This window comes from Phyllobacterium sp. 01N428, from assembly GCF_056399405.1.
The window spans coordinates 466,100-488,648 of record NZ_JBFTRH010000001.1 but is presented as its reverse complement, the minus strand read 5'-3'; the positions used below and the strand labels follow the sequence as shown (position 1 = coordinate 488,648).

Sequence of the window (22,549 nt, the reverse complement as noted above, 5' to 3'; positions counted from 1 at the left end):
GTGGGCGTCGGCGCCGAGCGCCACTAACGGTCAAACGCCGATCTTGCCCCCGCCCTTTTTGGTGATGGCAACGACGGAAGGGCGAACCGGCATATCATCTTTGAAATCCGGCCAGCGCGTCGACAGGTCCTCATAGTAGGAGGGGCGGCCGAAGCCTTCCCAGTCCTCGCCGCCATCGCCAGGATGCTGCACCGCCACCATCATCGTTGCCATGTCCGGCAGCATCAGCGGGCCGCACATTTCCGCGCCGACTGGCACACGGAAAAAGAGTTTCGATGTGGTGCGGGCCGGGCCAGCGATATCAACCGCCCAGATACCGTCGGTGCGGCCGGTTTCCTTCGGCGAGTTGCCGTCCGTCGCGACCCAGAGCCGGCCGTCGGCATCGACAGCGCAATTATCAGGCATGCCGAACCAGCCATTCTTGGTCGTGTCGGTAGAGAAGGACGCGCCGACACCCGCAACCGATGGATCGCCGCATTTCAACAGGATTTCCCACTTGCCCTTGGTGGCGGCAAAATCGCCGCCGTCCTCGGTGATTTCGATGATGTGGCCGAAGGCGTTCTTGGCGCGTGGATTGGCGGCGTCGATCTGGTCGTCCTTGCGCTTGGTGTTGTTGGTCAGCATCACATAGACCTTGCCGTTGACGCTGTTCGGCTGGATATCTTCGGGTCGATCCATCTTGGTCGCCCCAAGCAGATCGCCGGCGCGGCGTGTCTCGATGAGCACGTCGGCCTGCGAGGCAAAACCGTTCTCCGCGTTGAGCGGACCCGAGCCATGGACGATGGGAAGCCATTCTACGCCGCCTTCCGCATCGAATTTCGCGACATAGAGCGTGCCATCGTTGAGAAGGTCCATATTGGCGGCACGATCGTCCGGATTGAATTTGCCGGACGTGACGAATTTGTAGACATAGTCGAAGCGGGAATCATCGCCGAGATAAAAGACGACCTGACCGCCCTTCGCGACGATCGATTCAGCGCCCTCATGCTTGAAACGGCCCATCGTCGTGCGCTTCTTCGGTACCGACGTTGGGTCGTTGACATCCACCTCGACGACCCAGCCGAAGCGGTTGGCCTCGTTCGGCTCCTTGGCAAGATCGAAGCGATCGTGGAACTTGCCCCACTCATAGGCGGTTTCGGGAATGCCGAGCCGCTTGTAGTTTTCAGCTTCCTTGCTGTCCTTCGGCAGTTCACCGCTGAAGTAGCCGTTGAAATTCTCCTCCGACATCACATAGGTGCCCCAGGGCGTGACGCCGCCGGCGCAGTTGTTCATCGTGCCGAAGACCTTGGTACCGGAGGGATCGGCGTTGGTCTTGACGCGGTCATGGCCGGCAACGGGACCGGTAAGCTGCATTTCGGTATTGGCCGTGATGCGGCGGTTCAGCTTGCCATCCTTCACCACCTGCCACTTGCCTTCGACTTTCTTGATTTCGACAATGGTGCCGCCGTGGGCCGCCATTTCGATATCGACGCGTTTCCGGTCGGCCGGCGCGACTTCGATCTTGCCCTCGACGACCTTGACGATGCCGGGGAACATCAGATGCTCGTTCGTATATTCGTGGTTGACCACAAGCAGGCCGTGCTCGGAAGAGCCGTCGATCGGGATAAACCCGACATAGTCATTGTTGTAGCCGAACTGCTTCGCTTGGGCTTCGGGGCTCTGGTTCTTCGGGTCGAACTCCGGTGAATCGGGGAAGAGGGCGTCGCCCCAGCGCAGCAGCACATCCGCATCGTAACCGGAAGCCACATGGTGCTTCTGATCGATGCCGGCCTCGACTTCCTCAAAGACAAAAGCCGATTTTTCCTCGGCGCGGGCATCGTCAGCAAGCATGAGGGCCATCGGGCTGACGGTCGCCGCGATGGCCGAAACCGCGAGCGAGCCTTTCAGGAAACCGCGGCGCGAAAAACGCGAAGCGATGATCTCGCCCATCGTAGGGTTGTCGGTCTGGTTATGACCCGGCCCGTCGTTTTCTTCGAGCAGGCTGGTGCGAAACGGTTGGGATTGGTCGTTCATGGCTCACCTCTGGCTATCTGGCTGGGGGGACGAAACCCGAGCCTACCGCCCTCTTGTGACGACCAAGTAACAACCGCACCGGTCTTTTGCCTCAAGCCGCTGCGATCATCCCGCCATAGATGTCGAGATCGACATTTCCGCCCGAAAGGACGACGACGACGGTTCTGCCTTCGATATCGACCTCGCCGCTGGCGAGCGCCGCGAAGGCCGCACAGCCGCCCGGTTCGACGATCAGTTTCAGGTGATTGGCGGCGTCGCGCATGGCTCCGCGCACCGCGCTGTCCGACACTGCGATGGCGCCGGCGAGATTGTGCTTGTTGATCGGGAAGGTGAGTTCGCCCGGCTGCGGCGTCAGGATGGCGTCGCAGATCGAACGGTGGCCGGCCTCGTTGGTGACGCGCTCTCCGGCAATAAGCGAGCGGCGCAAATCATCGAAATGCTCCGGTTCCGCACCCCAGATTCGCGTCCTCGGCGAACCGGCCTTAACCGCGACCGAGATGCCGCTGATCAGGCCACCGCCCCCGGTCGGCACGAAGAGGTCATCGATTTCAAATCCGCGTTCCTTCGCTTCCGCCACGAGTTCGAGACCGATCGTGCCCTGCCCGGCCATGATCGAGGGGTCGTCGTAGGGTGGCACGAGAATCATGCCACGGTCCTCGATGAAGGGTGTCGCTACATCGTCGCGGTTCTGGTTGTAGCGGTCGTAGAGGACGACTTCAGCGCCATATGAGCGCGTATTGGCGATCTTGGTCTGTGGCGCATCGCTCGGCATGATGATTACTGCGTTGATGCCAAAGAGCTTTGCGGAGCTCGCAACGCCCTGCGCGTGATTGCCGGAGGAATAGGCGATGATGCCCCGTTCGCGCTCGGCTTCGTTAAACTGGCTTATGCGGTTATAGGCGCCACGAAACTTGAACGAACCGGTTCGTTGAAGGCATTCCGGCTTGAACAGGATGCGCGCCTTGTATTTGGCATTGAGCGCTTCCGATTCGACAAGCCGCGTCGATGCCAACTGTCCCTGAAGCCGCCCGGCCGCGGCCTTTACATCTTCTATACCAACGGCAAAATCCTGACTGTCCATGCGGCCCTCGCTGGCGAATAATGGCAATGGCGAATTCATAGCACTGCGATCGGCTCACAGCACCCAAATCATTGTCATCATTGTAGCAGGATCGGCGCTGGCGCGCCGGGGCTTCTCAAGCCCGATCGGCTTCGGCCCGACGCGCAAGAAACGCCGGCAGTTCGGCGATGGAACCGAGAATGGCGTCGCTCAACGGACCGAGATCATCGAGCGTGCTGTTGCCCGAGAGAACGCCGATTGCGAGGCCCGCGCCCGCGGCATGCGCCATCTCGAGATCATGCGCATTGTCGCCAACCATGGCGATGGCGGCGGGAGCGATACCGGTACGCTCGGCGAAGAGATGCAGCTGGTCGGCATGGGGTTTGGCGCGGGCGACAGAATCGTAACCGATTATAAGGGTAAACAGGGCAGTCAGCCCGAGTGCCTCGGCTGTTGCGCGTGCGCCGGCCTCGGAATCATTGGTGGCGATGCCGAGCACGTAGCCTTGCGCCACCAGCGCTTCCAGGGTTTCGCGCAAGCCGTCAATGCCGACAGCGCGGCGGGAGCCTTCGCTCACCGCATAATCGTCGTAGGCGCGAATGCGTTCGCGCTTTTCCTCAAGCGTCAGTTCGGGATGCCAAAGGTCGACGATATCGTGAATCGTTCCGGCAGCGACAACAGAGCCGCCGCGGAACTTTTCCATCTCCCAATCGTACCCGCCCGCCTCGACGAGCGCCCGCGCCTTTGCTTCATCGCCTGCAGCCGCCTCGCGGGCAATCTCCATGGTGATGCCGAACCAGGTGCGGTTGAAATCGACAAGCGTTCCGTCCTTGTCGAACAGAATTCCACGAATCTGCGCCGAGCGGGTGGTTGCCATCATGCCTCCAGGGAGCCCGGACGCGCCGTCTCCGAGCGCTTCGAGCCGAGGAGCTTCAGCAGGTCGTCGCCACGCCGGGTATAGCGGTGGCTGCGCCGCGTCAGAATCCGCCCGGCCTGCGGCGCGGTGAGGACAATGTCGCCGCCTGCATCGCCCGGAATGGTGACAACCGTCACGAGCTTGTCGCCCTCCTTAACCTCTGCGCCGATCTCGACGTGGAAGAGGATCATGCCGCCCTGCGGGGCGCGGATCATTTCGACATTTTCGAGCGGGGTCACCGGCCCTTTGAAATCGACATCGAGTTTTACTGCCGCATCGGTGATGACGCCGCGGTGCACGAGGAAACGGTAGAGACCAAGGGCATCCGACCTGCCCGTCTCAACGCCAACATCGGCAATTCCGCGAAACTCGACGGTCGTGACCGCCCGGCGATTCACATTGCGTTCCTCTTTTGACAGCTGGATCACCGGATGGGCGCAGGCCTCCTCGAATGCGGCATCTGCGGTGCTGCTCCAGGAAAGGATGACGGTCGATCCGAGCGCCGAGGCCAGATCGTACATTTCAGGCAGAAATGCCTGATGGATATAGACATAGCTTTCGCTTTCGTCATCGCAATGGAGATCGAGGACGATTTCATGCGGCAGCGCGAGGCGCAGAAGCTGGGCTTTCAGCCTTTCAGCCAGAGATTTTGGCGCATCCACGCCCGGAAGACCCGACGTGTCGAAGCCTTCAAGCAAGGGAAAGGAGCGGTTGAAATTCACGCTCGAGAAATAGTCGAAGCGGCCAAGATGCTCGTGCGCCAGCCATTGTGCCGAGGCGATCGGATTGGCTTGGGGGACGACCGTGATGTTGCCGGCTAGGCGACCATCGCGCTCGGCCTTCTCCAGCATCGGAATGAGAAAATGCAAGGCAGCCTGACCGGGAAGCTCGGAGCCGTGCAATGATGATTGCAGATAGGCAGTGACGGCCTTGTCGTCCTTGCCCTCAAAGCGCAAGACGCGCAGTTCAATGCTGTTGCCCGGCACATCACCGGCCAGCGTGATCGTTTCGGTCTTCATCGTTCTCTCCCGAGTATGCTTGGTATGATTGTTGGAACCTTAGGCCTATTTGCCACGCCTCTTGCGCAGGTGGGCGACAAGACCTTGCGTCGAAGCGTCCTTGTCCTTTGCCGTTTCCGCACCGGAAACCACGGGCAGCAACTCTGTCGCCAGTTCCTTGCCGAGCTCAACGCCCCATTGATCGAAGGCGTTGATCCCGAAAATCTGCGCCTCGACAAAAACGCGGTGCTCGTAGAGCGCGATCAGCCGGCCAAGCGTATAGGGATCGAGCTTGTCGTGAATGATGGTGATCGAAGGCCGGTTGCCGGTAAAAACGCGGTGCGGCGCAAGCCGCTTGACTTCGGATTTCGACAGGTTTTTGGCGGCAAGCTGCGCTGCCGCCTCCTCCAACGTGCGTCCCTTCATCAGCGCTTCCGACTGGGCAAGGCAGTTCGCCATCAACATCTCATGCTGGTTGTCGAGATTGGGCTCGTGCCCCTTGGCCGCAACGATAAATTCCACCGGAATCGTATCGGTTCCCTGATGCAGAAGCTGGAAGAACGCATGCTGTCCATTCGTGCCGGGCTCGCCCCACACGACAGGGCCGGTCGGACCGGCGACCGGCTTGCCGTCGATCGTCACACCCTTGCCGTTCGATTCCATGTCGAGCTGCTGCAAATAGGCCGGGAGCCGGGCGAGGCGTTGATCGTAGGGAATGACCGCGCGGCTCGTATACCCGGATATGGCGCGATGCCAGTAGCCGACAAGGCCGAGCATGATCGGCAGGTTTTTCTTCAACGGCGTCTTGCGGAAATGCTCGTCCATGGCGTGGGCGCCATCGAGAAAACGGCCGAAATTCTCCGGTCCTATCGCGATCATCAGCGGCAGGCCGATTGCCGACCAGATCGAATAGCGGCCGCCGACCCAATCCCAGAAACCGAAGATGCGATCGGCCGGAATGCCGAAAGCGTCGACCTTGTCGAGCGCTGTCGATACGGCCGCAAAATGCTGTCCGACAGCCTCTTCGCCAAGCGCATCGGCGATCCATTTGCGTGCCGCCTTGGCATTGGTCATGGTTTCGATGGTCGTGAAGGTTTTCGACGCAACGATGATCAGTGTCGTTGCGGGATCGAGTTTAGCGAGCGTATCGGCAATATGGGCGCCATCGACGTTGGAGACGAAATGAGCGCGAGGGCCGTCATGATAGGGCGATAGCGCAAGTGTCGCCATGGCGGGGCCGAGATCCGACCCGCCTATGCCGATATTGACGATATCGGTGATCGGCTTGCCCTTCGAACCCTTGATCGCACCCGAACGCAAGCCATCGGCAAACGCGCCCATACGGTCAAGTACATCCTTGACGCCGGGCATGACGTCTTCACCGTCGACCTTGATCGGCTTGCCGGACCGGTTGCGCAGGGCGACATGCAGCACCGCGCGGCCCTCGGTATTGTTTATTGGTTTGCCGGCAAACATCGCGTCGCGACGCTCTTCGACCTTCGCCGCCCTGGCGACGTCAGCAAGCAGAGCCATCGTATCGTCGTTGACAAGACACTTCGACCAATCGAGCAGGAGATCATCGAGTTCGAGGGAATAGCGGGAAAAGCGCTTCGGATCCTTGGCGAAGGCGCTGCGCATATTGCGCGGGGCGCCGTTTTTCCAGTGATCCTTGAGAGCCTTGACCGAACGTTTTACTTCGTTCGCTTGTTCTGACGCCATTTTCGTCTCCTGCAACAATGCTTCGGGCGTGGGCAAACTGCCACTCAAACGGTTTGAATTCAATTCATCGAAGGGAGAATCTCATGCTTTCTTCGCTGCGGCGAACATGCCTTGCCAATTGCGGGAAAACTGCGGCACGCGCCGCTTCATTTTCATCGCAAAACCATCTAGCCTCCGCTTCGGGAGGAGCCAATCATGGATTTGACTGGAGAGGAACGGATCGTCGCACCGCGCGATGCCGTATGGAAAGCGCTGAACGATCCGGAGATTTTGAAAGCGTGCATCCCGGGCTGTGAAAGTCTGGAGAGGATCTCAGATACCGAGCTTGCAGCAGTTGTCGGCGTCAAGATGGGACCGGTCAAGGCACGCTTCAAAGGCAAGGTCGAGCTTTCCAATCTCAATCCGCCCCAATCCTATACGATCTCCGGTGAAGGCACCGGCGGGATTGCGGGTTTTGCCAAGGGCGGAGCCGACGTAACGCTTATCGACGAGGGCGCGGAGACCGTGCTCGCCTACGTCGTCAATGCCGATGTCGGCGGCAAGATCGCCCAACTCGGCAGCCGCCTGATCGCATCGACCTCGAAAAAGCTCGCGACACAGTTCTTCGAGAACTTCAATGCGGCGGTGAGCGGCGGGTAGAGCAGGCAAGAAATGCGCGGATCCTTCTTCCTGTCGCATTTTCCATAGGCCGTGACGGAAAGCCGTTTGGGTTTAGGGGATCGAAGGCGGGTATCTTTCCCGGACATATTCGCATTCGGGCAAGGCAACTATGCGCTCCTTTGACTTCATCATCGTCGGTTCCGGTTCTGCCGGCTCAGTCGTTGCCAATCGCCTCTCGGAGAATGGGCGCTACTCCGTGCTCGTGCTCGAGGCGGGCGGCTCCGATCGGCGATTCTTCATCGCCATGCCGCTCGGCTACGGCAAGACCTTCTATGACAAATCCGTCAACTGGATGTACCGCGCCGAACCGGACCCCGGCCTTGCAGGCAATGCCGACTACTGGCCACGCGGCAAGGTGCTCGGCGGATCGAGTTCGATCAATGCCATGGTTTATGTCCGGGGCGCCCGCGAGGATTTCGACGAGTGGCGCGACCGCGGCAATCGGGGTTGGGGCGCTGCCGATGTCTGGCCGATCTTCAAGGCATTGGAGGACCATGACGGCCCGTCGGATACTCTCGGCCGTGGCGGGCCGCTGCATGTCAGCGATTGCTCCAAATTGTTTCACCCGCTTGCCAACAAGCTGATTATCGCGGCGCAGGAGGCAGGCCTCGCCTACAATCCCGATTTCAACGGCGCGAGCCAGGAGGGCGTCGGCGCCTTTCAGCTGACGACGAAGGGTGGCCGGCGCATGTCGGCGGCGCGGGCCTTTTTGCGTCCGGCGATGAAACGGCCCAATGTGACGGTACTGACCGGCGCCTTGGTGACCCGCATCCTCTTCGAGGGCAAGCGGGCCGTGGGCGTGGCATTTACGAGGAATGGCCGCAGCGAAACGGTTAAGGCGGGCCGCGAGGTCATTCTTGCCGGCGGGTCGGTGAACACGCCGCAGCTGCTCGAAATTTCCGGCATCGGCGATCCGGCGCGGCTTTCGCAACTTGGCATCGACGTCGTTTACGCAAACCCGAATGTCGGCGAAAACCTGCAGGACCATCTCGGCATAAATTATACCTATCGCGCCAACGTTCCGTCGCTCAATCAGGTGCTGCGGCCATGGTGGGGCAAGGCGATTGCCGGTATCGAGTATCTCCTGCTGCGCACGGGACCGCTTTCGATCAGCATGAACCAGGGGGGCGGGTTCTTCCGCACCGATCCGTCACGGACGCGTGCGAATATGCAGCTCTATTTTCAGGCGTTCTCGACAATTGTGCCGAAAAATGGCGAGCGTCCTATACTGACGCCAGACCCCTGGCCGGGATTTTCCATTGGCCTGTCGAACTGCCGCCCGACCAGCACCGGCTCGATTCACATCCGTTCGGCCGATCCGCTGCAAGCGCCGCAGATCGTGGCGAATGCCTTCTCGACCGAGCATGACGTTGCCGAAATGCTCGACGCGGTTAAATTCCTGCGCAAGGTAGCGGCGACGCCTACCATGTCGAAGCTGATCGTCGAGGAATTATTGCCGGGACCCGGCTGCCGAAGCGACGAGGAGTTGATCGCCGATTTTCGCAAGCGCAGCGGCACGGTCTACCATCCGGTTTCGACCTGCCGCATGGGACCGGATCCGGCCCGGTCGGTCGTCGATCCGCGGCTGAAAGTGCATGGCGTGGATGGCCTCAGGGTCATCGACTGCTCGATCTTTCCGAACATCATCAGCGGCAACACCAACGCCGCCGCGATGATGGTTGGCGCCAAGGGCGCGGCGCTGGTGCTCGAGGATTTGCAGTAAATCGCCTACCCGTACCGCGCCTCGAGCAAATCGATATCGCGCACCATCTTCGTTGCGACGGCAGTCTCTAGCCGCCGGGCGCGCACCAGCCGATAGATTTCCTGGCGCTCGGCTTTCAGCGCGGTGGTGAACAGCACTTTCTCAACTTCGTCGGTCTGCGCGGTCTGCTCGCGCTCTTCGCCGAGACGCATGCGGCCGTCAATGCGCTTGCGGTAGAGTTCCATGATCTGCGCCGCCACATCCGCGTAGAGATCGGCATCCGGCCGGCCAGCGGCGAGATCGTGCTGCGCGCGCTCGACCGCCATGATGGCCGCTTCTGCGGCGGCGATTCGGGCGTAATCTTCCTCCTTGCGATGCGAGGCCTCGACAGGAACCTCGATATTGTTCAGCAGGCGTGGAAGGGCGATGCTGGCAACCACAAGCGAGAGGATGATGACGCCGGCCGCAAGGAAAATAACGAGATCGCGTGCCGGAAACAGGCTGCCATCATAGAGGAAAAGCGGCAACGTCAGTATGCCGGCAAGCGTTATGGCACCGCGTACGCCGGCAACCGACATGGTGGCGACAAGTCGCCAGCTCGGCCGCACGAGGATCTGCTCGCGCGTTCCTGCCGTTCGTGAGAGGGTAATACTCCATGACGCCCAGACCCAGGCAAATCGCAGCGCGCCGAGCGCAAGCGTGATGACCACGATATACACGACTAGCCACCAGGGCGACGAGCGACCCGCGGCGATGTTCTCGACCGCTCCGGAAAAGATGCCGGGAAGCTGTTCGCCGAGCAGGACGAAGATTGCGCCATTGGCGGCGAACTGCACCGTATCCCAGACAGCCGTGCGGCGCACGCGCGTGACGGCCAGCGCCTGACCGGTGATCTCGGCATAGCTCATGGTGATGCCGGCGGCGACGGCGGCGAGGATGCCCGAGGCATGGACATGCTCGGCGAGAAGATAGGCGCCGAATGGAATGAGCAGGCTGATCAGGATCTGCGAGCCGCTTTCTTCACCGAGATGGCGGGCGAGAAAGGCCTTGCCCCTCGTTACGCCGAGCGTGACGCCGACGCCAATGGCGATGCCGCCGATCGCCAGCCAAAGGAAGGTGAAGAATGCGTCCGAAATGGAGAAAGCACCGGTCAGCATGGCCGCGACGGCAAAGCGCATGCAGACGAGGCCGGACGCATCGTTCAACAGCGATTCGCCCTCGAGAATGTGCATCATGCGCGACGGTATCGGCACCCGCGCGGCAATGCCCGACACGGCAATCGGGTCCGTGGGCGATACGATTGCCGCGAGCGCAAAGGCGACGGGAAGCGGGATCGAGGGAATCATCCAGTAAATGAGATAGCCGAGGCCTACCACCGTGAAGACAACAAGGCCGAGCGCCATTTCGAGGATAATGCCCTTATCGCGAAAGAGCCCCTCCTTCGGGATGCGCCAGCCATCGAGGAAGAGCAGCGGCGGCAGAAACAGGAGGAAGAAGATATCCGGATCGAGTTCCACGCGTATGGTCGTCACCGAGGCGATGAGTGCACCGAGCCCGATCTGCACCAGCGGCAGCGGCACTGGCAGGGGCAGCGCGCGCACGATGGAGTCGCTGACCACAACGGCAAGGAGCATCAACAGGATGACGGTAATGGTTTCCACAGTTGATCCGATTCGATCCGGTGATTTCAGGTTGCCACTGCTTTGTCGAGACGAACCTTGGCAACTTTGTGCCCGGATGTCACCAAATCGATGAATCGCCAGACTTGGGTAGAATGCCGGACATCCAGTTTTTACGTTTACGTTAATGTAAATACTTGCCAGCGCAGCGCCTCTCGCAATAGATAGCAGAGTTGGGTAGCATCGAACGCGGTGGGGAGATTGCGTTCGGGTTTGGGAAGCAAGCAGGGAGGTTTAGTGTGGCCAAAGAGACAACACGCAGGAGCAAATCCGCGCCGTCCACGGACCGTGAAGCAGCGAAGACTGCTACGGCGTCCGTAAAAAGGACGTCCGGAACCGCCGCCAAGGCGAGTGCCGATGGTGTGGCCAAGGCCGCGGGCAAACCGGCAGCGAGGACGAAGGCTGCCGCCAATACGACGAAGCCGAAGGCAGCTGCCAAGCCTGGCACGGCCGCGAAGAAGGCGGCCCCGAAAGCCGCGTCAAAACCTGTTGACGAAAAGCCGGCGGCGCGGCCGAAACAGGCAAAGCAGGCAGCGCAGCCAGTCGCCCACGCCCCGGCTCAGCCGACACCCAAGTTCTGGGTGAGCAATTATCCCGACGGCGTGCCGGCCGAAGTGACCTCGCCGTACGAATCGGTCGCCGATCTTTTCACGCGCGTATTCAGCGACTATGCCGAAAGGCCTGCTTTCAACTGCATGGGCGTGAGCATCACCTACACGCAGCTAAAGAATTATTCCCGTGCGCTTGGGGCATGGTTTCAGTCACGCGGGCTCGAAAAGGGCGACCGCATCGCGGTGATGATGCCCAACATACTGCAATACCCGATCACCATCGCCGCCATACTTCGGGCCGGCTATACGGTGGTCAATATCAATCCGCTCTACACGCCGCGCGAGCTCGAGCATCAGCTCAAGGACAGCGGCGCCAAGGCGATCGTCATTCTCGAAAATTTCGCGGCAACGCTGCAGAAAGTCATCACCAAAACGCCGGTCCAGCACGTCGTCGTCGCCGCCATGGGCGACATGATGGGTCTCAAGGGTCACGTCGTTAATCTCGTCGTGCGCCGGGTAAAGAAGATGGTGCCGACCTGGTCGCTGCCGGGGCATGTGCCGTTCAAGACAGCGCTCGCCAAGGGCGGCGCCCAAAGCATGCGGCATGTGGAACTCAAGGCGACGGATATTGCCTTCCTGCAATATACCGGCGGCACGACCGGCATCTCAAAAGGCGCGATCCTCACCCATGGCAATATCGTCGCCAATGTGGCGCAGATGAACGTCTGGTGCGACGTTGCCTATCGCCTCAAGGGCCGTCCGAAGGATCTCACCTTCATCTGCGCGCTGCCCCTTTATCACATATTCGCCCTGACGGTGAACGCGATGATGGGCATGCAGCATGGCGCGGTGAATATTCTCATTCCCAATCCGCGTGACATACCGGGCTTCGTCAAGGAACTGCGCAAGCACAAGATGCACATCTTTCCCGGCCTCAACACGCTCTTCAACGGCCTCATGAACAATGAGGATTTCCGCAAGCTCGACTTCAGGGAGCTTATCCTTTCGCTCGGCGGCGGCATGGCTGTGCAAAAGCCCGTTGCCGATCGCTGGAAGGAGATTACCGGATGCGTGATCACCGAGGGCTACGGCCTTTCGGAAACCTCGCCCGTTGCATCGGCCAACCGGCTCGATGCCACCGAATTTTCCGGAACGATCGGCCTCCCCGTCCCTTCCACCGACATTTCGATCCGCAATGACGACGGCAAGGAGCTTGCCCTGCACGATGTCGGCGAGATCTGTATTCGCGGCCCGCAGGTGATGGCGGGCTACTGGAACCGGCCTGACGAAACCGCAAAGGTGATGACGGCGGACGGTTTCTTCCGCTCAGGTGACATGGGTTTCATGGATGAGCGCGGCTTCACCAAGATCGTCGACCGCAAGAAGGATATGATCCTGGTTTCCGGGTTCAATGTCTACCCGAACGAGATCGAGGAAGTTGCGATGGAGCATCCCGGTATCCGCGAAGCGGCAGCGATCGGCGTTCCCAACGATCATTCCGGCGAAAGCGTAAAGCTCTTCATCGTGCGCAAGGACCCTGCCCTCACCGAGGAAGCCGTGCGCGCCTTCTGCGCCGAGCGGCTGACAAACTACAAGCGCCCGCGCTCCGTCGAATTTCGCGACGAATTGCCGAAGAGCAATGTCGGCAAGATTTTGCGGCGGGAACTGCGCGGCTAGAGCCTTGGCGGCCGGTTAGGCCGCCTTCTCGCGCACCTGATAGTCCTTGATCGCCGTGAAGCGGATCGCCTTCCAGCGTTCCGCCTCATAGGACAGCGAGAAGCTGTTTTGAGCGAGGAACACCGGATCATTATCCAGATCATGGGCGATATCGGCGCGGTGCGCATTGATGAAGCGCTGCAACTCAGCCGGATCGTCGGCCGATATCCAGCGCGCAACGGTAAAGCGTGCCGGCTCGAATCCGACCGGCAGGGTATATTCCACCTTCAGCCGCTCGGTAAGGACGTCGATCTGCAGCGCCCCGACCACGCCGACGATGGCCGGCGAGCCGTCATCGGGCAGGAACAGCTGCACGACGCCTTCTTCCGCCATCTGCTGCAGGGCTTCGCGCAATTTCTTGGCCTTCATCGCATCGTCGAGCCGCACCCGGCGCAGGATCTCCGGCGCAAAGTTGGGCACGCCACGGAAGAGAAGATCCTCGCCTTCCGTGAGGGTATCACCGATGCGCAGCGTGCCGTGATTGGGAATGCCAACGACGTCGCCGGCCCAGGCCTCGTCGGCGATCTGGCGGCTGCGCGCAAAGAAGAATTGCGGCGCCGACAAGCTCATCGGCTTGCCTGTGCGCACGAGCTTCGCCTTCATGCCACGGGAAAGCTTGCCCGAACACACGCGCAGGAACGCGATGCGGTCGCGATGGTTCGGATCCATATTTGCCTGAATCTTGAAGACGAAGCCGGTCATCTTCTCTTCTTCGGCCGCGACCTTGCGCGTATCGGCGTCCTGGTCGCGCGGGCTTGGACCGAAATCGCAGAAGGCTTCGATCAAATCGCGCACGCCGTAATTGCGCAGCGCCGAGCCGAAATAGACCGGGGTCAGATGGCCTTCGCGAAAGGCCTGGAGATCGAAGGCGTTGCAGGCGTCGCGGGCCAGCGTCACCTCGTCGATCCAGTCCCGGCGCTCATTTTCGGGCAAGAGCCCCGAGGCCGCATCCGCTTCAGGGCCGTTGACCGGCGTCGGCACTTCTTCCTCGTCGCGGCGGCGCACCGTATTGTCCTTGAGATTATAGGTGCCGGCAAAGCTCTTGCCGCGCCCGATCGGCCAGGTGATCGGCGCCGTGTCGAGCGCAAGCTTCTGCTCGATCTCATCGAGAATTTCGTACGGATCGCGGCTCTCGCGGTCCATCTTGTTGATGAAAGTTACGATCGGGATGTCGCGCATACGGCAGACCTCGAAGAGCTTCAAGGTCCGCGACTCGATACCCTTGGCGGCGTCGATGACCATGACGGCGCTGTCGACAGCGGTCAGCGTGCGGTAGGTGTCGTCGGCGAAATCCTCGTGGCCTGGCGTATCCAGGAGGTTGAAGATGCAATCCTTGTACTCGAAGGTCATCACCGAGGTAACGACGGAAATGCCGCGGTCGCGTTCGATATTCATCCAGTCGGAGCGCGTCTGCATGCGGTCCTTCTTGGCCTTGACCTCGCCGGCAAGCTGGATCGCCCCGCCGAACAGCAGCAGCTTTTCGGTGAGGGTGGTTTTACCGGCGTCAGGGTGCGCAATAATCGCGAAGGTACGGCGCTTGGTGACAGGATGGTCGGCAGAAGACATGAGGAAGGCTCGAACTTTATAGTGAAAGGATTGCGCGCCTTCTATCAGCCAATGCCTTCCACGTCGACACTTGGATTTGGCGAAGGGGTTACAGCAATATTGTATCACGGCGTGATACTCGGCCCTTGACCGCAACTTGTATCACGATATGATACATCTATTTGAGGCGGTGATGATATGTTCGTTCAAGGACAAGCAGACCGAGGCTATTGCATCAGGGAAAAATCCAAAAGGCTTTCCACCGGACATTGTGCGGCGCGCTCATCGGAAACTGACCATGATTGAGTTTGCAACGTCATTGGACGACCTCCGGTCGCCGCCGGCGAACCGGCTGGAAGCCTTGAAAGGTGCGAGGTCCGGCCAGCATTCTATCCGCATCAATGACCAATGGCGTATATGCTTCCGATGGACTCGCGCCGGCGCCATTGACGTGGAGATCATCGACTATCACTAGTTAACGCGGAGACCAGGACCATGACAATCAAGCACTCCTCGCCGCGTCCGGGTGACATGTTGCCCCCTATTCATCCGGGCGAAATCCTGCGCGAGGAATATCTCGTCCCGCTCGATATGAGCGCCGGCGCATTGGCCAAGGCACTTCATGTGCCCCGGACACGCATAGAGCGTCTCGTAGCGGAACAGACCTCGATAACGCCGGACACGGCGTTGCGTTTGGGAAAGTTTTTCAGCACCGCCCCGGAATTCTGGATGAATTTGCAGACGGGCTATGACCTCAAGATTGAGGCTCGTGCAAAGAGGGACGAAATCGAACAGATATTATCGTTGCAGGCCGCGTAGACAGCGAGGTGGAGTGGAGGATAACGGTGGAGAGGGCCGAGCCCCGACCGCGTGTGTGCTCCAGAGGTACTACAAGAAAAGCCGCAAGGTACTCCCGCCCGCTCGAATGCGCTTAAACTGCCGTCTCCTGCCTTGGCAGCGCTACACGACCTCGACACGCCTTGCCGCTTCTTCGGCCATGAATGGCTCGATGGCGATGCGCTTCGTGTTTCGCACAGTCACGAAACTGTTGGGTGGCACCGGCATCCAGTTGCCGGCCTCGCCGTCGAGCGGCTCGGAGACGACGCAGAGCCCGGCGCTCGGCGCAAGGCTAGCGGTATAGAGCGAAGGAGCGAAGCGGTCCGTGGCATAGCGCACGGCGTAAAGCTGCCGGCCGTCGGAAAAGGCGGCCGTCAGTCGGATGAAGGCGGGCACGCCCGCCCGCTCGGCTTCGGCAGTGATGGCGTTGACGGTGCCCGTCAGGGCCGTCGGGGCGTCATCGTCGAGACCGTGTTGCAGCATGAGCAGGAAGATCAGCTCTGAATCCGTGGAGCCCAGCTTTTGCGCATAGAGGCCATCGTCGAGACGCGCCTCCAACCCGCGCCGAAGCTTGTCGAAATGGCCTATCTGGCCATTGTGCATGAAGCTCCATCGACCCGACACGAAGGGATGGCAATTGGCGCGGCTCGTCGCCCCGCCGGTCGAGGCACGCACGTGGGCGAGGAAAAGGTGCGAGCGGATCTGCCGCGACAGGCTTTTCAGGTTCTGGTCCGACCAGGCGGGAAGGATATCGCGGTAGAGGCCGGGCTCGTCGCGTTCGCCATACCAGGCAACGCCGAAACCGTCGCCGTTGGTGCGGGTCTTGGCCTCGTGCGCATCATGGCTCTGTGCGATCAGGGAATGGCAGGGAGAAGCGATGACATCTTCAAGATAGAGCTGCGGTCCAAGATAGGCTGCCCAACGACACATGAATCACCTGGTTAAGAGCAAGTCGGCTCACAATAGCCTGCAATTGCGCCATTGTGAATCGCCTCGATTGGAGTAGCTCGGTAGAAGGGGATTGTGTGCAAAGGATGGATGCTGCAAATCTTGTGAGTTGACGCGTGCCGCCCACTGGTGAAAAAGGTCTCTCATGTCCCAAGAAAACGATTCCGTTCGCCCAAAAAATCCTGCTCTCGGCCTGGTCAGGCTGCCGCACGGTCAGGATATCGACCTGCCCGCCTATGAAACATCGGGATCTGCCGGAATGGATCTGCGCGCAGCGGTTCCGGCCGATCGTCCGCTCCTGCTGTTACCGGGGCGGAGGGCGCTGGTGCCGACCGGGCTGATCTTCGAGGTACCGCAGGGCTTCGAGGCGCAGGTGCGCCCGCGATCGGGCCTTGCCCTCAAGCACGGAATTACCTGCCTCAACACCCCGGGAACGATTGATTCCGACTATCGTGGTGAGGTAAAAGTAATCCTGATCAACCTCGGCGAAGACGACTTCTATGTGGAGCGCGGCATGCGCATCGCGCAGGTCGTCGTGGCGCCGGTGGTGCAGCTTTCGATCGAAGAGCGGCAACATGCCAGCGAGACGGCACGGGGTGCCGGCGGCTTCGGATCAACGGGAACATCATAACAGGACGAGACTCTCAGCGTCCAATTGGAGGCCGGTATGGACAAGGGTTTGGTTTTCCGTCAGCTGCATGAAAGTCCCGAGACCTTCATCATGCCCAACCCATGGGATCCGGGAACCGCTAAATTCCTTGCCTCCATGGGGTTCAAGGCGCTGGCGACCAGCAGCGCCGGGTTTGCCTTTTCGCGCGGCCTCCCCGATGGGGCGATCACCTTCGATGTGATGATGCAGCATTGCCGCGATCTCGTGGCGGCAACTGACCTGCCCATTTCCGGCGACCTTGAAAAGGGCAAGGGCGACAGTGCCGACAGCGCTGGAGAAACCATCTTTGCGGCGGAAGCCGCAGGGCTCGCCGGTTGCTCGCTCGAGGATTTTTCCGGCGATCCGGCACAGCCGATCTACGAGTTTTCCCATGCGGTCGAGCGCGTGGCCGCCGCCGCGGAAGCGGCGCGCGCCCTGAAGGGTGATTTCGTCTTCACCGCGCGGGCCGAAAACTTCCTGCACGGGCGCAACGATCTCGACGATACGATCAGGCGGCTGCAGGCATTCGAAGCGGCCGGCGCCGACGTGCTCTTTGCGCCCGGCATTTCCGACCGTGAAAGCATAGAAACGATCTGCAAATCCGTCTCGAAGCCGGTGAGCGTGCTTGCCCCGGCACCCTTGTCGGTCAGCGAACTCGCATCCATCGGCGTGCGGCGCATATCGCTCGGACCGCGCCTGACGACCGCCGCCTTCACCGCGATCCGGGATGCCGTGCGCGAGGTTCTCGACAAGGGCACCTTCGGGTTCTCTCAAGCGGGTGTGCCTTTCGGCGACCTGCAGCGGCTCTTCTCTCAAGGTATGGACAAGGACAACTGAATGACGCGCCCCGATCTGGTGATTTTCGACTGTGACGGGGTTCTGGTCGATACAGAAACGCTTGCAAACCGGCACCTCGTTAAGATGCTCAACGCCTGCGGCTATGGCATTACCTTCGAGGAAGCGCGCAAGAACCTGTGCGGCATGCCGATGCGCGCAGTCAAGGAGAGGGTTGAAGCCGAAGGCCATCTTCTCGGCGATGATTTTGTCGAGCGCTGGTACGGAGCCATGCCGATCATCTTCGAAGCGGGCGTCGAAGCTATCCCGCATATTGAAACCGTCATAACCGCCGTCAAGAAGGCCGATCTTTCCTACTGCGTCGCCTCATCCGCCAATGTCGAAAAGATGCACCTCACACTCGGCAAGAGCGGGCTGATCGCGCATTTCGCAGAGGTCCTCTACAGCGCCTCCATGGTGGCGCGCGGCAAGCCTTTTCCCGATCTCTTCCTGCATGCCGCGAGCGAAATGGGCGTCGAACCCGGCCGTGCGGTCGTGATCGAAGACAGTGTCGCGGGGACCACCGCCGGCACGGCGGCGGGCATGCGGGTATTCTCCTATTGCGGCGATGAGCATGCCGACCATGAGGGGCTGGCAGCGGCTGGCGGCATTCTCTTTGACGATATGCGAAAATTGCCGACGCTCCTGGGGATTGCCTGATGGCGGACCTCCTCAAAGTCATCGATATGCACACCGGCGGCGAACCCTTGCGGATCGTGACGTCGGGCTATCCCGCCTTGCCGAAAAGCACAATTCTAGAAAAGCGCGCCCAGGTCCGGGATGGCTACGACAATTTGCGCAAGATCCTGATTTTCGAACCGCGCGGTCACTTCGACATGTATGGCGCTGTTCTCGTGGAACCAAACCTGCCGGGGGCGGACCTTGCGGTCCTGTTCATGCACAATGAGGGCTATTCAACCATGTGCGGCCACGCGATCATCGCGCTCGGCCGCTATGCTGTCGATTACGGCCTGGTGCCCAAGGTCGAACCTGTGACGACCGTACATATCGAATGCCCCTGCGGCATGGTGGTTGCTTCCGTAGAAGTAAACGACGGCAAGTCCGGCGGGGTTTCCTTCGAAAGCGTTCCGGCCTTCCTTTTTGCCGCCGACCAGGAGGTGGACCTGCCAGCCTTCGGACCCGTAAAATTCGACGTCGCTTATGGCGGCGCGTTTTACGCGCTTGCCGATGCGACCCAGTTCGGCCTCGAATTCGGACGCCACCCGGCACGCAGGTTCATCGATGCGGCGACCGCCTTGACCGAAGCTGTCAAGGAAGGCGTCCCGCTCGATCATCCCGATCACAAGGACCTTGCTTTTCTTTATGGCTCGATCCTCACCGACGGCAACGACATGTGGAATGAGGCGCCGACGAAGAACGTCTGCATCTTTGCCGATGCGCAGCTCGATCGTTCGCCCACGGGTTCTGGCGTGACGGCCCGGCTTGCCGCCATGCACGCCAAGGGTCAAATCCGCGAGGGCAATGCGCGCATCTTCGAAAGCATCGTCGGATCGCGCTTTGCCGGATTTGTCGCCTCGCAGACAAAAGCGGGCAATTTCGATGCCATCACCGCTCGCGTCTCCGGCCACGCCTATTACAGCGGCAAGGCCGAATTCCTTGTCGAGGCGGACGATCCGCTCGGACAAGGATTCCTCGTTCTTTAACGAAGCACCAATATTATTAAACCAACTGGTTGACTATTATTTTCCGCACTGATATTAAACCGTATGGTTGAATTTCAGACGCCCCATCTCGACGCGATATTCCACGCTCTTTCCGATCCAACACGGCGGGCAATGCTGCACCGGCTTTCAAATGGCGAACACACGGTCAGCGAGCTGGCCACGCCATTCAACATGTCGCTGGCGGGAGCGTCGAAACATATCCGGGTGTTGGAATCGGCCGGGCTCGTGCGCCGCAATGTCCGGGGCCGCACCCATATATGCGAGCTTCAGGCGGCGCGGCTCGCCGAAGCTCAGGAATGGTTGCGGCATTACGAGCGGTTCTGGACGACGCGACTCGACGATCTCGAAAAGCTGCTTCGCGACGAAGATCGAACATCGGCGGGAGCAACTGGACCAACGCCGACCAAACCGGCAGAACCTTGAAATCAAAGGAGAACGAAATGCACCAGCATATTGGAAATGATCGTCTCGGCGTTGTCACCGCACCGCGAACGCTTCGCCTCGAACGTCTGCTGCCGGGCCCGTTGGAGCGAGTTTGGGCCTATCTTACCGAATCCGACAAGCGCGCCAAATGGCTGGCGAGCGGGCCCATGGCCGACTTTGTCGGTGGGCCAGTCAAGCTGACCTTCCAACATTCGCATTTGTCGCACGAAAACACGCCGGCAGAATTTCAGAAATATGAAGGCTCGGGCTTTGAGAGCAAGGTGCTGCGCTATGAGCCGCCGCATCTGCTCGTCATCACCTGGCCCGATGGTGGCCAGGATTCTGAAGTGACGTTCGAACTTTCAGCAAGTGGCAGCGATACGCTTCTGAAACTTACGCATACGCGCCTCGCCAGCACCGATTCGATGGTCAGCGTCGCAAGCGGATGGCACGCGCATCTCGGTGTCCTCATCGACCACCTTGAGGGCAAAGCACCAGTCGGTTTCTGGAGCAATTACCAGCGCGTTCGCGACGAATACAGCCAAGTCATCAAAAATTAATTGCGTTAGCTTCGACTTACCTAGCCGCAGGAGCCGGTGACAGGCCGGCTTCTGCTCCATTCACAAACTGGAACTTGCGCTCCAGAAGGAAAACCGGCTCGTCGGTATAGGTGGTCTCCAGAACCTTCACAAATCCATTCTTCGCCGCGAGCCGCTGAGAGGCAGTATTTTTCGGTGAAATGATGCACACCGCGCGCTCCTGGTTGAAGAACGTGTCGCCCCACGCCACGACGCGTGACAGCGCCTCGCTCGCGTAGCCCTTGCCGTGTGCGTTGGGCGCGAGAACCCAACCCATTTCCGGTGCGTCGCCGAAACCGGGCGTAATCTCGCGCCTGAAATCGGCATAGCCCATCTCACCGATGAATTCCCCGCTCGCCTTGTCTTCCATGGCCCAGAAGCCAAAGCCGATCATGTTCCACAGCCCGCCATAGCGCAGAAGCCGCGCCCAGGATTGCTCGCGGGTCGACAGCTTGCCCGTGATCTGTTCGTAGATCGCCGGATGCTGCCACATGGCATGCACTGCGTCGAAATCCTCGCTGCGGTGCGCGCGCAGGATGATACGATCGGTTTCGAGGATGGGAACTTCGATGGCCATGGGAATTTACTTTCGTCTGTCTAGACATCCACCGTTTGTAAGGCGGGCTGCGATCCTTGCGGCCAGCCGTTCTGCGACTTCATCCTTGCTCATGTCGGGCCATTCTTCGACGCCCGTGCGGGTGACAATGCGCACAGCATTGCGGTCGCCGCCCATGACGCCGGTTTCGTGGCTGACATCATTGGCGACGATCCAGTCCGCGCCCTTCTTGTCAAGTTTCACGCGCGCATTGGTCAGCAAATCCTGCGTTTCAGCGGCAAATCCGACGACGAGGCGCGGTCGCAACTTGCTATGACCAATGCCGGCCAGAATGTCGGGGTTCTCGACCATCTGCAGCGCCGGCGCGGTTTCACCCGGCTTCTTCTTGATCTTTTCGCCGGCCTCGTTCGCCGTGCGCCAATCGGCAACTGCCGCAACCATGACCGCTGCGTCGGCAGGCAAAAACTGCTCAACCGCATCCCGCATTTCCCGCGCCGATTCGACGTGAACAACGCTGACGCCTTCCGGATCCGGAATGGTGACGGGACCGGAAACCAGACGCACGGTGGCCCCAAGGCGCGCAAGCGCCGCGGCTATGGCGTGGCCCTGCTTGCCCGAAGACCGATTGGCGATGTAGCGAACGGGATCGATAGGCTCATGCGTCGGACCCGACGTCATGATAATCGTCTTGCCGGCAAGAGGCTTCGGCCTCCTGTCCAGCAATTTCTCGATTGCCGCCACGATTTCCAGCGGTTCGGCCATGCGGCCGGCGCCGCTCTCGCCGCTTTCGGCCATTTCTCCTGTGCCGGGTCCGACAAAGTGGATGCCGTCTTTTGCGAGGGTTGCGCGGTTGCGCCTGGTTGCCGGATGGTCCCACATCTTCGGATTCATCGCCGGCGCAATCAGCACGCGTTTGTCGGTCGCCATCAGTACAGCCGAGGCCAGATCATTTGCCAGACCATTGGCCATCTTCGCCATGAGATCCGCGGTTGCAGGCGCGACCACAATAAGGTCCGCCTCACGCGACAGGCGGATATGGCCGACGTCGTGTTCGTCCTCGCGCGAAAAAAGCTCGGTGAAAACCTTGTCGGCGGCAAGCGCGCCGACAGCAAGCGGGGTGACGAATTCCTCCGCCGCCTTGGTCAGCACTGGCTGGACGCGTGCACCGCGTTCCCGAAGCCGACGGATCAGATCAAGGCATTTATAAGCGGCAATGCCCCCGCCGAAAATGAGGAGGATTCGCCGGCCCGACAGCGAACCACGCTGGATCGGCGTCTCCGCAGCCACTGTCGTGGGAGCGTGCTCCACCAGATCGCCGAGGATGATACGTGCCTCCTCTTCCATAGAACGGCCATGGGCTGCGGCGCGCACCCGCAATCTTTCCTTGATGGAATCATCCAGATTGCGAATGGTGATACTGGCCATTTGATTGCACTCATTGGATCGCACGGATCGAATATGCAATCATTGCTATCACAAA

21 protein-coding genes are annotated in these 22,549 nt (G+C 60.4%); 11 read left to right on the top strand and 10 right to left on the bottom strand.

The features are described 5' to 3' along the window. Positions 1-30 precede the first annotated feature (30 nt). The 5 genes from AC1DNI_RS02345 to pgi form a co-directional block, all read right to left on the bottom strand. The gene (locus AC1DNI_RS02345) at positions 31-2,013 is read right to left on the bottom strand and encodes a PhoX family protein (protein WP_477690675.1); all 1,983 of its coding nucleotides are present in this window, start codon (positions 2,011-2,013) and stop codon (positions 31-33) included. A 91-nt stretch (positions 2,014-2,104) separates the two neighbouring features. Beyond that, a complete protein-coding gene (locus AC1DNI_RS02340; RefSeq protein ID WP_027230668.1) occupies positions 2,105-3,094 on the bottom strand; it encodes a threonine/serine dehydratase in 990 nt (329 codons plus the stop codon). Positions 3,095-3,209: 115 nt separating this feature from the next. Next, entirely contained in the window at positions 3,210-3,950 is a 741-nt protein-coding gene (locus tag AC1DNI_RS02335) for an HAD family hydrolase (RefSeq protein WP_477690674.1), read from the bottom strand. Then, positions 3,950-5,008 carry a M14 family metallopeptidase gene (locus AC1DNI_RS02330; protein ID WP_477690673.1) on the bottom strand — a complete coding sequence of 353 codons (1,059 nt, stop codon included), beginning with the start codon at positions 5,006-5,008 and terminating at the stop codon, positions 3,950-3,952. The genes AC1DNI_RS02335 and AC1DNI_RS02330 overlap by 1 nt, the downstream gene beginning before the upstream one ends. Positions 5,009-5,053: 45 nt before the next feature. After that, positions 5,054-6,706, bottom strand: a complete 1,653-nt coding sequence (gene pgi, locus AC1DNI_RS02325) for a glucose-6-phosphate isomerase (RefSeq protein ID WP_477690672.1) — start codon at positions 6,704-6,706, stop codon at positions 5,054-5,056. Between the two features lie 195 nt (positions 6,707-6,901). On the opposite strand from pgi, the gene AC1DNI_RS02320 reads away from it, so the two are divergent. Together AC1DNI_RS02320 and AC1DNI_RS02315 are read left to right on the top strand one after the other, a co-directional pair. Continuing rightward, positions 6,902-7,345, top strand: coding sequence for a CoxG family protein (locus AC1DNI_RS02320; RefSeq protein ID WP_477690671.1), 444 nt, complete (start codon positions 6,902-6,904; stop codon positions 7,343-7,345). A gap of 130 nt (positions 7,346-7,475) precedes the next feature. Continuing rightward, positions 7,476-9,089 (top strand): GMC family oxidoreductase, encoded by a 1,614-nt coding sequence (locus AC1DNI_RS02315; protein WP_477690670.1) that lies wholly within the window; start codon positions 7,476-7,478, stop codon positions 9,087-9,089. 5 nt (positions 9,090-9,094) lie between these two features. Here the strand turns inward: AC1DNI_RS02315 and AC1DNI_RS02310 are convergent, their stop codons facing one another. After that, entirely contained in the window at positions 9,095-10,729 is a 1,635-nt protein-coding gene (locus AC1DNI_RS02310; RefSeq protein WP_027230674.1) for a Na+/H+ antiporter, read from the bottom strand. Between the two features lie 257 nt (positions 10,730-10,986). On the opposite strand from AC1DNI_RS02310, the gene AC1DNI_RS02305 reads away from it, so the two are divergent. After that, on the top strand, positions 10,987-12,975 hold the full coding sequence (locus AC1DNI_RS02305) for a long-chain-fatty-acid--CoA ligase (RefSeq protein WP_477690669.1): 1,989 nt from the start codon (positions 10,987-10,989) through the stop codon (positions 12,973-12,975). Positions 12,976-12,990: 15 nt separating this feature from the next. Here AC1DNI_RS02305 and AC1DNI_RS02300 read toward each other — a convergent pair whose 3' ends face one another. Beyond that, the gene (locus AC1DNI_RS02300; protein WP_477690668.1) at positions 12,991-14,580 is read right to left on the bottom strand and encodes a peptide chain release factor 3; all 1,590 of its coding nucleotides are present in this window, start codon (positions 14,578-14,580) and stop codon (positions 12,991-12,993) included. Between the two features lie 172 nt (positions 14,581-14,752). Between AC1DNI_RS02300 and AC1DNI_RS02295 the strand changes: the two genes are divergently transcribed. Together AC1DNI_RS02295 and AC1DNI_RS02290 are read left to right on the top strand one after the other, a co-directional pair. Continuing rightward, positions 14,753-15,034 carry a type II toxin-antitoxin system RelE/ParE family toxin gene (locus AC1DNI_RS02295; protein ID WP_153667298.1) on the top strand — a complete coding sequence of 94 codons (282 nt, stop codon included), beginning with the start codon at positions 14,753-14,755 and terminating at the stop codon, positions 15,032-15,034. A gap of 20 nt (positions 15,035-15,054) precedes the next feature. Continuing rightward, positions 15,055-15,378 (top strand): HigA family addiction module antitoxin, encoded by a 324-nt coding sequence (locus AC1DNI_RS02290; protein WP_244506656.1) that lies wholly within the window; start codon positions 15,055-15,057, stop codon positions 15,376-15,378. A 141-nt stretch (positions 15,379-15,519) separates the two neighbouring features. Here the strand turns inward: AC1DNI_RS02290 and AC1DNI_RS02285 are convergent, their stop codons facing one another. Next, positions 15,520-16,326, bottom strand: coding sequence for a class II glutamine amidotransferase (locus AC1DNI_RS02285; RefSeq protein WP_477690667.1), 807 nt, complete (start codon positions 16,324-16,326; stop codon positions 15,520-15,522). Between the two features lie 163 nt (positions 16,327-16,489). Here AC1DNI_RS02285 and dut point away from each other — a divergent pair, with 163 nt between their 5' ends. From dut to AC1DNI_RS02255, 6 genes are all read left to right on the top strand, one after another. Further along, positions 16,490-16,975 carry a dUTP diphosphatase gene (dut, locus tag AC1DNI_RS02280; RefSeq protein WP_477690666.1) on the top strand — a complete coding sequence of 162 codons (486 nt, stop codon included), beginning with the start codon at positions 16,490-16,492 and terminating at the stop codon, positions 16,973-16,975. 36 nt (positions 16,976-17,011) lie between these two features. Then, entirely contained in the window at positions 17,012-17,830 is an 819-nt protein-coding gene (locus tag AC1DNI_RS02275) for an isocitrate lyase/PEP mutase family protein (RefSeq protein ID WP_477690665.1), read from the top strand. Beyond that, a complete protein-coding gene (locus AC1DNI_RS02270) occupies positions 17,831-18,487 on the top strand; it encodes an HAD family hydrolase (protein WP_477690664.1) in 657 nt (218 codons plus the stop codon). Continuing rightward, on the top strand, positions 18,487-19,491 hold the full coding sequence (locus tag AC1DNI_RS02265; RefSeq protein WP_477690663.1) for a proline racemase family protein: 1,005 nt from the start codon (positions 18,487-18,489) through the stop codon (positions 19,489-19,491). The genes AC1DNI_RS02270 and AC1DNI_RS02265 overlap by 1 nt, the downstream gene beginning before the upstream one ends. A 63-nt stretch (positions 19,492-19,554) precedes the next feature. Continuing rightward, positions 19,555-19,935, top strand: a complete 381-nt coding sequence (locus AC1DNI_RS02260) for an ArsR/SmtB family transcription factor (protein WP_477690662.1) — start codon at positions 19,555-19,557, stop codon at positions 19,933-19,935. A 17-nt stretch (positions 19,936-19,952) separates the two neighbouring features. After that, complete coding sequence (locus AC1DNI_RS02255; RefSeq protein ID WP_477690661.1) at positions 19,953-20,495, top strand: SRPBCC family protein; 543 nt, start codon at positions 19,953-19,955, stop codon at positions 20,493-20,495. Between the two features lie 16 nt (positions 20,496-20,511). On the opposite strand, the gene AC1DNI_RS02250 is transcribed toward AC1DNI_RS02255, so the two are convergent. Both AC1DNI_RS02250 and coaBC read right to left on the bottom strand, forming a co-directional pair. Then, positions 20,512-21,090 (bottom strand): GNAT family N-acetyltransferase, encoded by a 579-nt coding sequence (locus AC1DNI_RS02250; protein ID WP_477690660.1) that lies wholly within the window; start codon positions 21,088-21,090, stop codon positions 20,512-20,514. A 6-nt stretch (positions 21,091-21,096) separates the two neighbouring features. Continuing rightward, positions 21,097-22,494, bottom strand: a complete 1,398-nt coding sequence (gene coaBC, locus AC1DNI_RS02245; RefSeq protein ID WP_477690659.1) for a bifunctional phosphopantothenoylcysteine decarboxylase/phosphopantothenate--cysteine ligase CoaBC — start codon at positions 22,492-22,494, stop codon at positions 21,097-21,099. Between the last annotated feature and the right edge of the window lie 55 nt (positions 22,495-22,549).

Bases quoted from the DNA above. Each gene is read 5' to 3' on its own strand.
- AC1DNI_RS02345 (WP_477690675.1), bottom strand. From the start codon at position 2,013: ATGAACGACCAATCCCAACCGTTTCGCACCAGCCTGCTCGAAGAAAAC.
- AC1DNI_RS02340 (WP_027230668.1), bottom strand. From the start codon at position 3,094: ATGGACAGTCAGGATTTTGCCGTTGGTATAGAAGATGTAAAGGCCGCG.
- AC1DNI_RS02335 (WP_477690674.1), bottom strand. From the start codon at position 3,950: ATGGCAACCACCCGCTCGGCGCAGATTCGTGGAATTCTGTTCGACAAG.
- AC1DNI_RS02330 (WP_477690673.1), bottom strand. From the start codon at position 5,008: ATGAAGACCGAAACGATCACGCTGGCCGGTGATGTGCCGGGCAACAGC.
- pgi (WP_477690672.1), bottom strand. From the start codon at position 6,706: ATGGCGTCAGAACAAGCGAACGAAGTAAAACGTTCGGTCAAGGCTCTC.
- AC1DNI_RS02320 (WP_477690671.1), top strand. From the start codon at position 6,902: ATGGATTTGACTGGAGAGGAACGGATCGTCGCACCGCGCGATGCCGTA.
- AC1DNI_RS02315 (WP_477690670.1), top strand. From the start codon at position 7,476: ATGCGCTCCTTTGACTTCATCATCGTCGGTTCCGGTTCTGCCGGCTCA.
- AC1DNI_RS02300 (WP_477690668.1), bottom strand. From the start codon at position 14,580: ATGTCTTCTGCCGACCATCCTGTCACCAAGCGCCGTACCTTCGCGATT.
- AC1DNI_RS02295 (WP_153667298.1), top strand. From the start codon at position 14,753: ATGATATGTTCGTTCAAGGACAAGCAGACCGAGGCTATTGCATCAGGG.
- AC1DNI_RS02290 (WP_244506656.1), top strand. From the start codon at position 15,055: ATGACAATCAAGCACTCCTCGCCGCGTCCGGGTGACATGTTGCCCCCT.
- AC1DNI_RS02285 (WP_477690667.1), bottom strand. From the start codon at position 16,326: ATGTGTCGTTGGGCAGCCTATCTTGGACCGCAGCTCTATCTTGAAGAT.
- dut (WP_477690666.1), top strand. From the start codon at position 16,490: ATGTCCCAAGAAAACGATTCCGTTCGCCCAAAAAATCCTGCTCTCGGC.
- AC1DNI_RS02275 (WP_477690665.1), top strand. From the start codon at position 17,012: ATGGACAAGGGTTTGGTTTTCCGTCAGCTGCATGAAAGTCCCGAGACC.
- AC1DNI_RS02270 (WP_477690664.1), top strand. From the start codon at position 17,831: ATGACGCGCCCCGATCTGGTGATTTTCGACTGTGACGGGGTTCTGGTC.
- AC1DNI_RS02265 (WP_477690663.1), top strand. From the start codon at position 18,487: ATGGCGGACCTCCTCAAAGTCATCGATATGCACACCGGCGGCGAACCC.
- AC1DNI_RS02260 (WP_477690662.1), top strand. From the start codon at position 19,555: ATGGTTGAATTTCAGACGCCCCATCTCGACGCGATATTCCACGCTCTT.
- AC1DNI_RS02255 (WP_477690661.1), top strand. From the start codon at position 19,953: ATGCACCAGCATATTGGAAATGATCGTCTCGGCGTTGTCACCGCACCG.
- AC1DNI_RS02250 (WP_477690660.1), bottom strand. From the start codon at position 21,090: ATGGCCATCGAAGTTCCCATCCTCGAAACCGATCGTATCATCCTGCGC.
- coaBC (WP_477690659.1), bottom strand. From the start codon at position 22,494: ATGGCCAGTATCACCATTCGCAATCTGGATGATTCCATCAAGGAAAGA.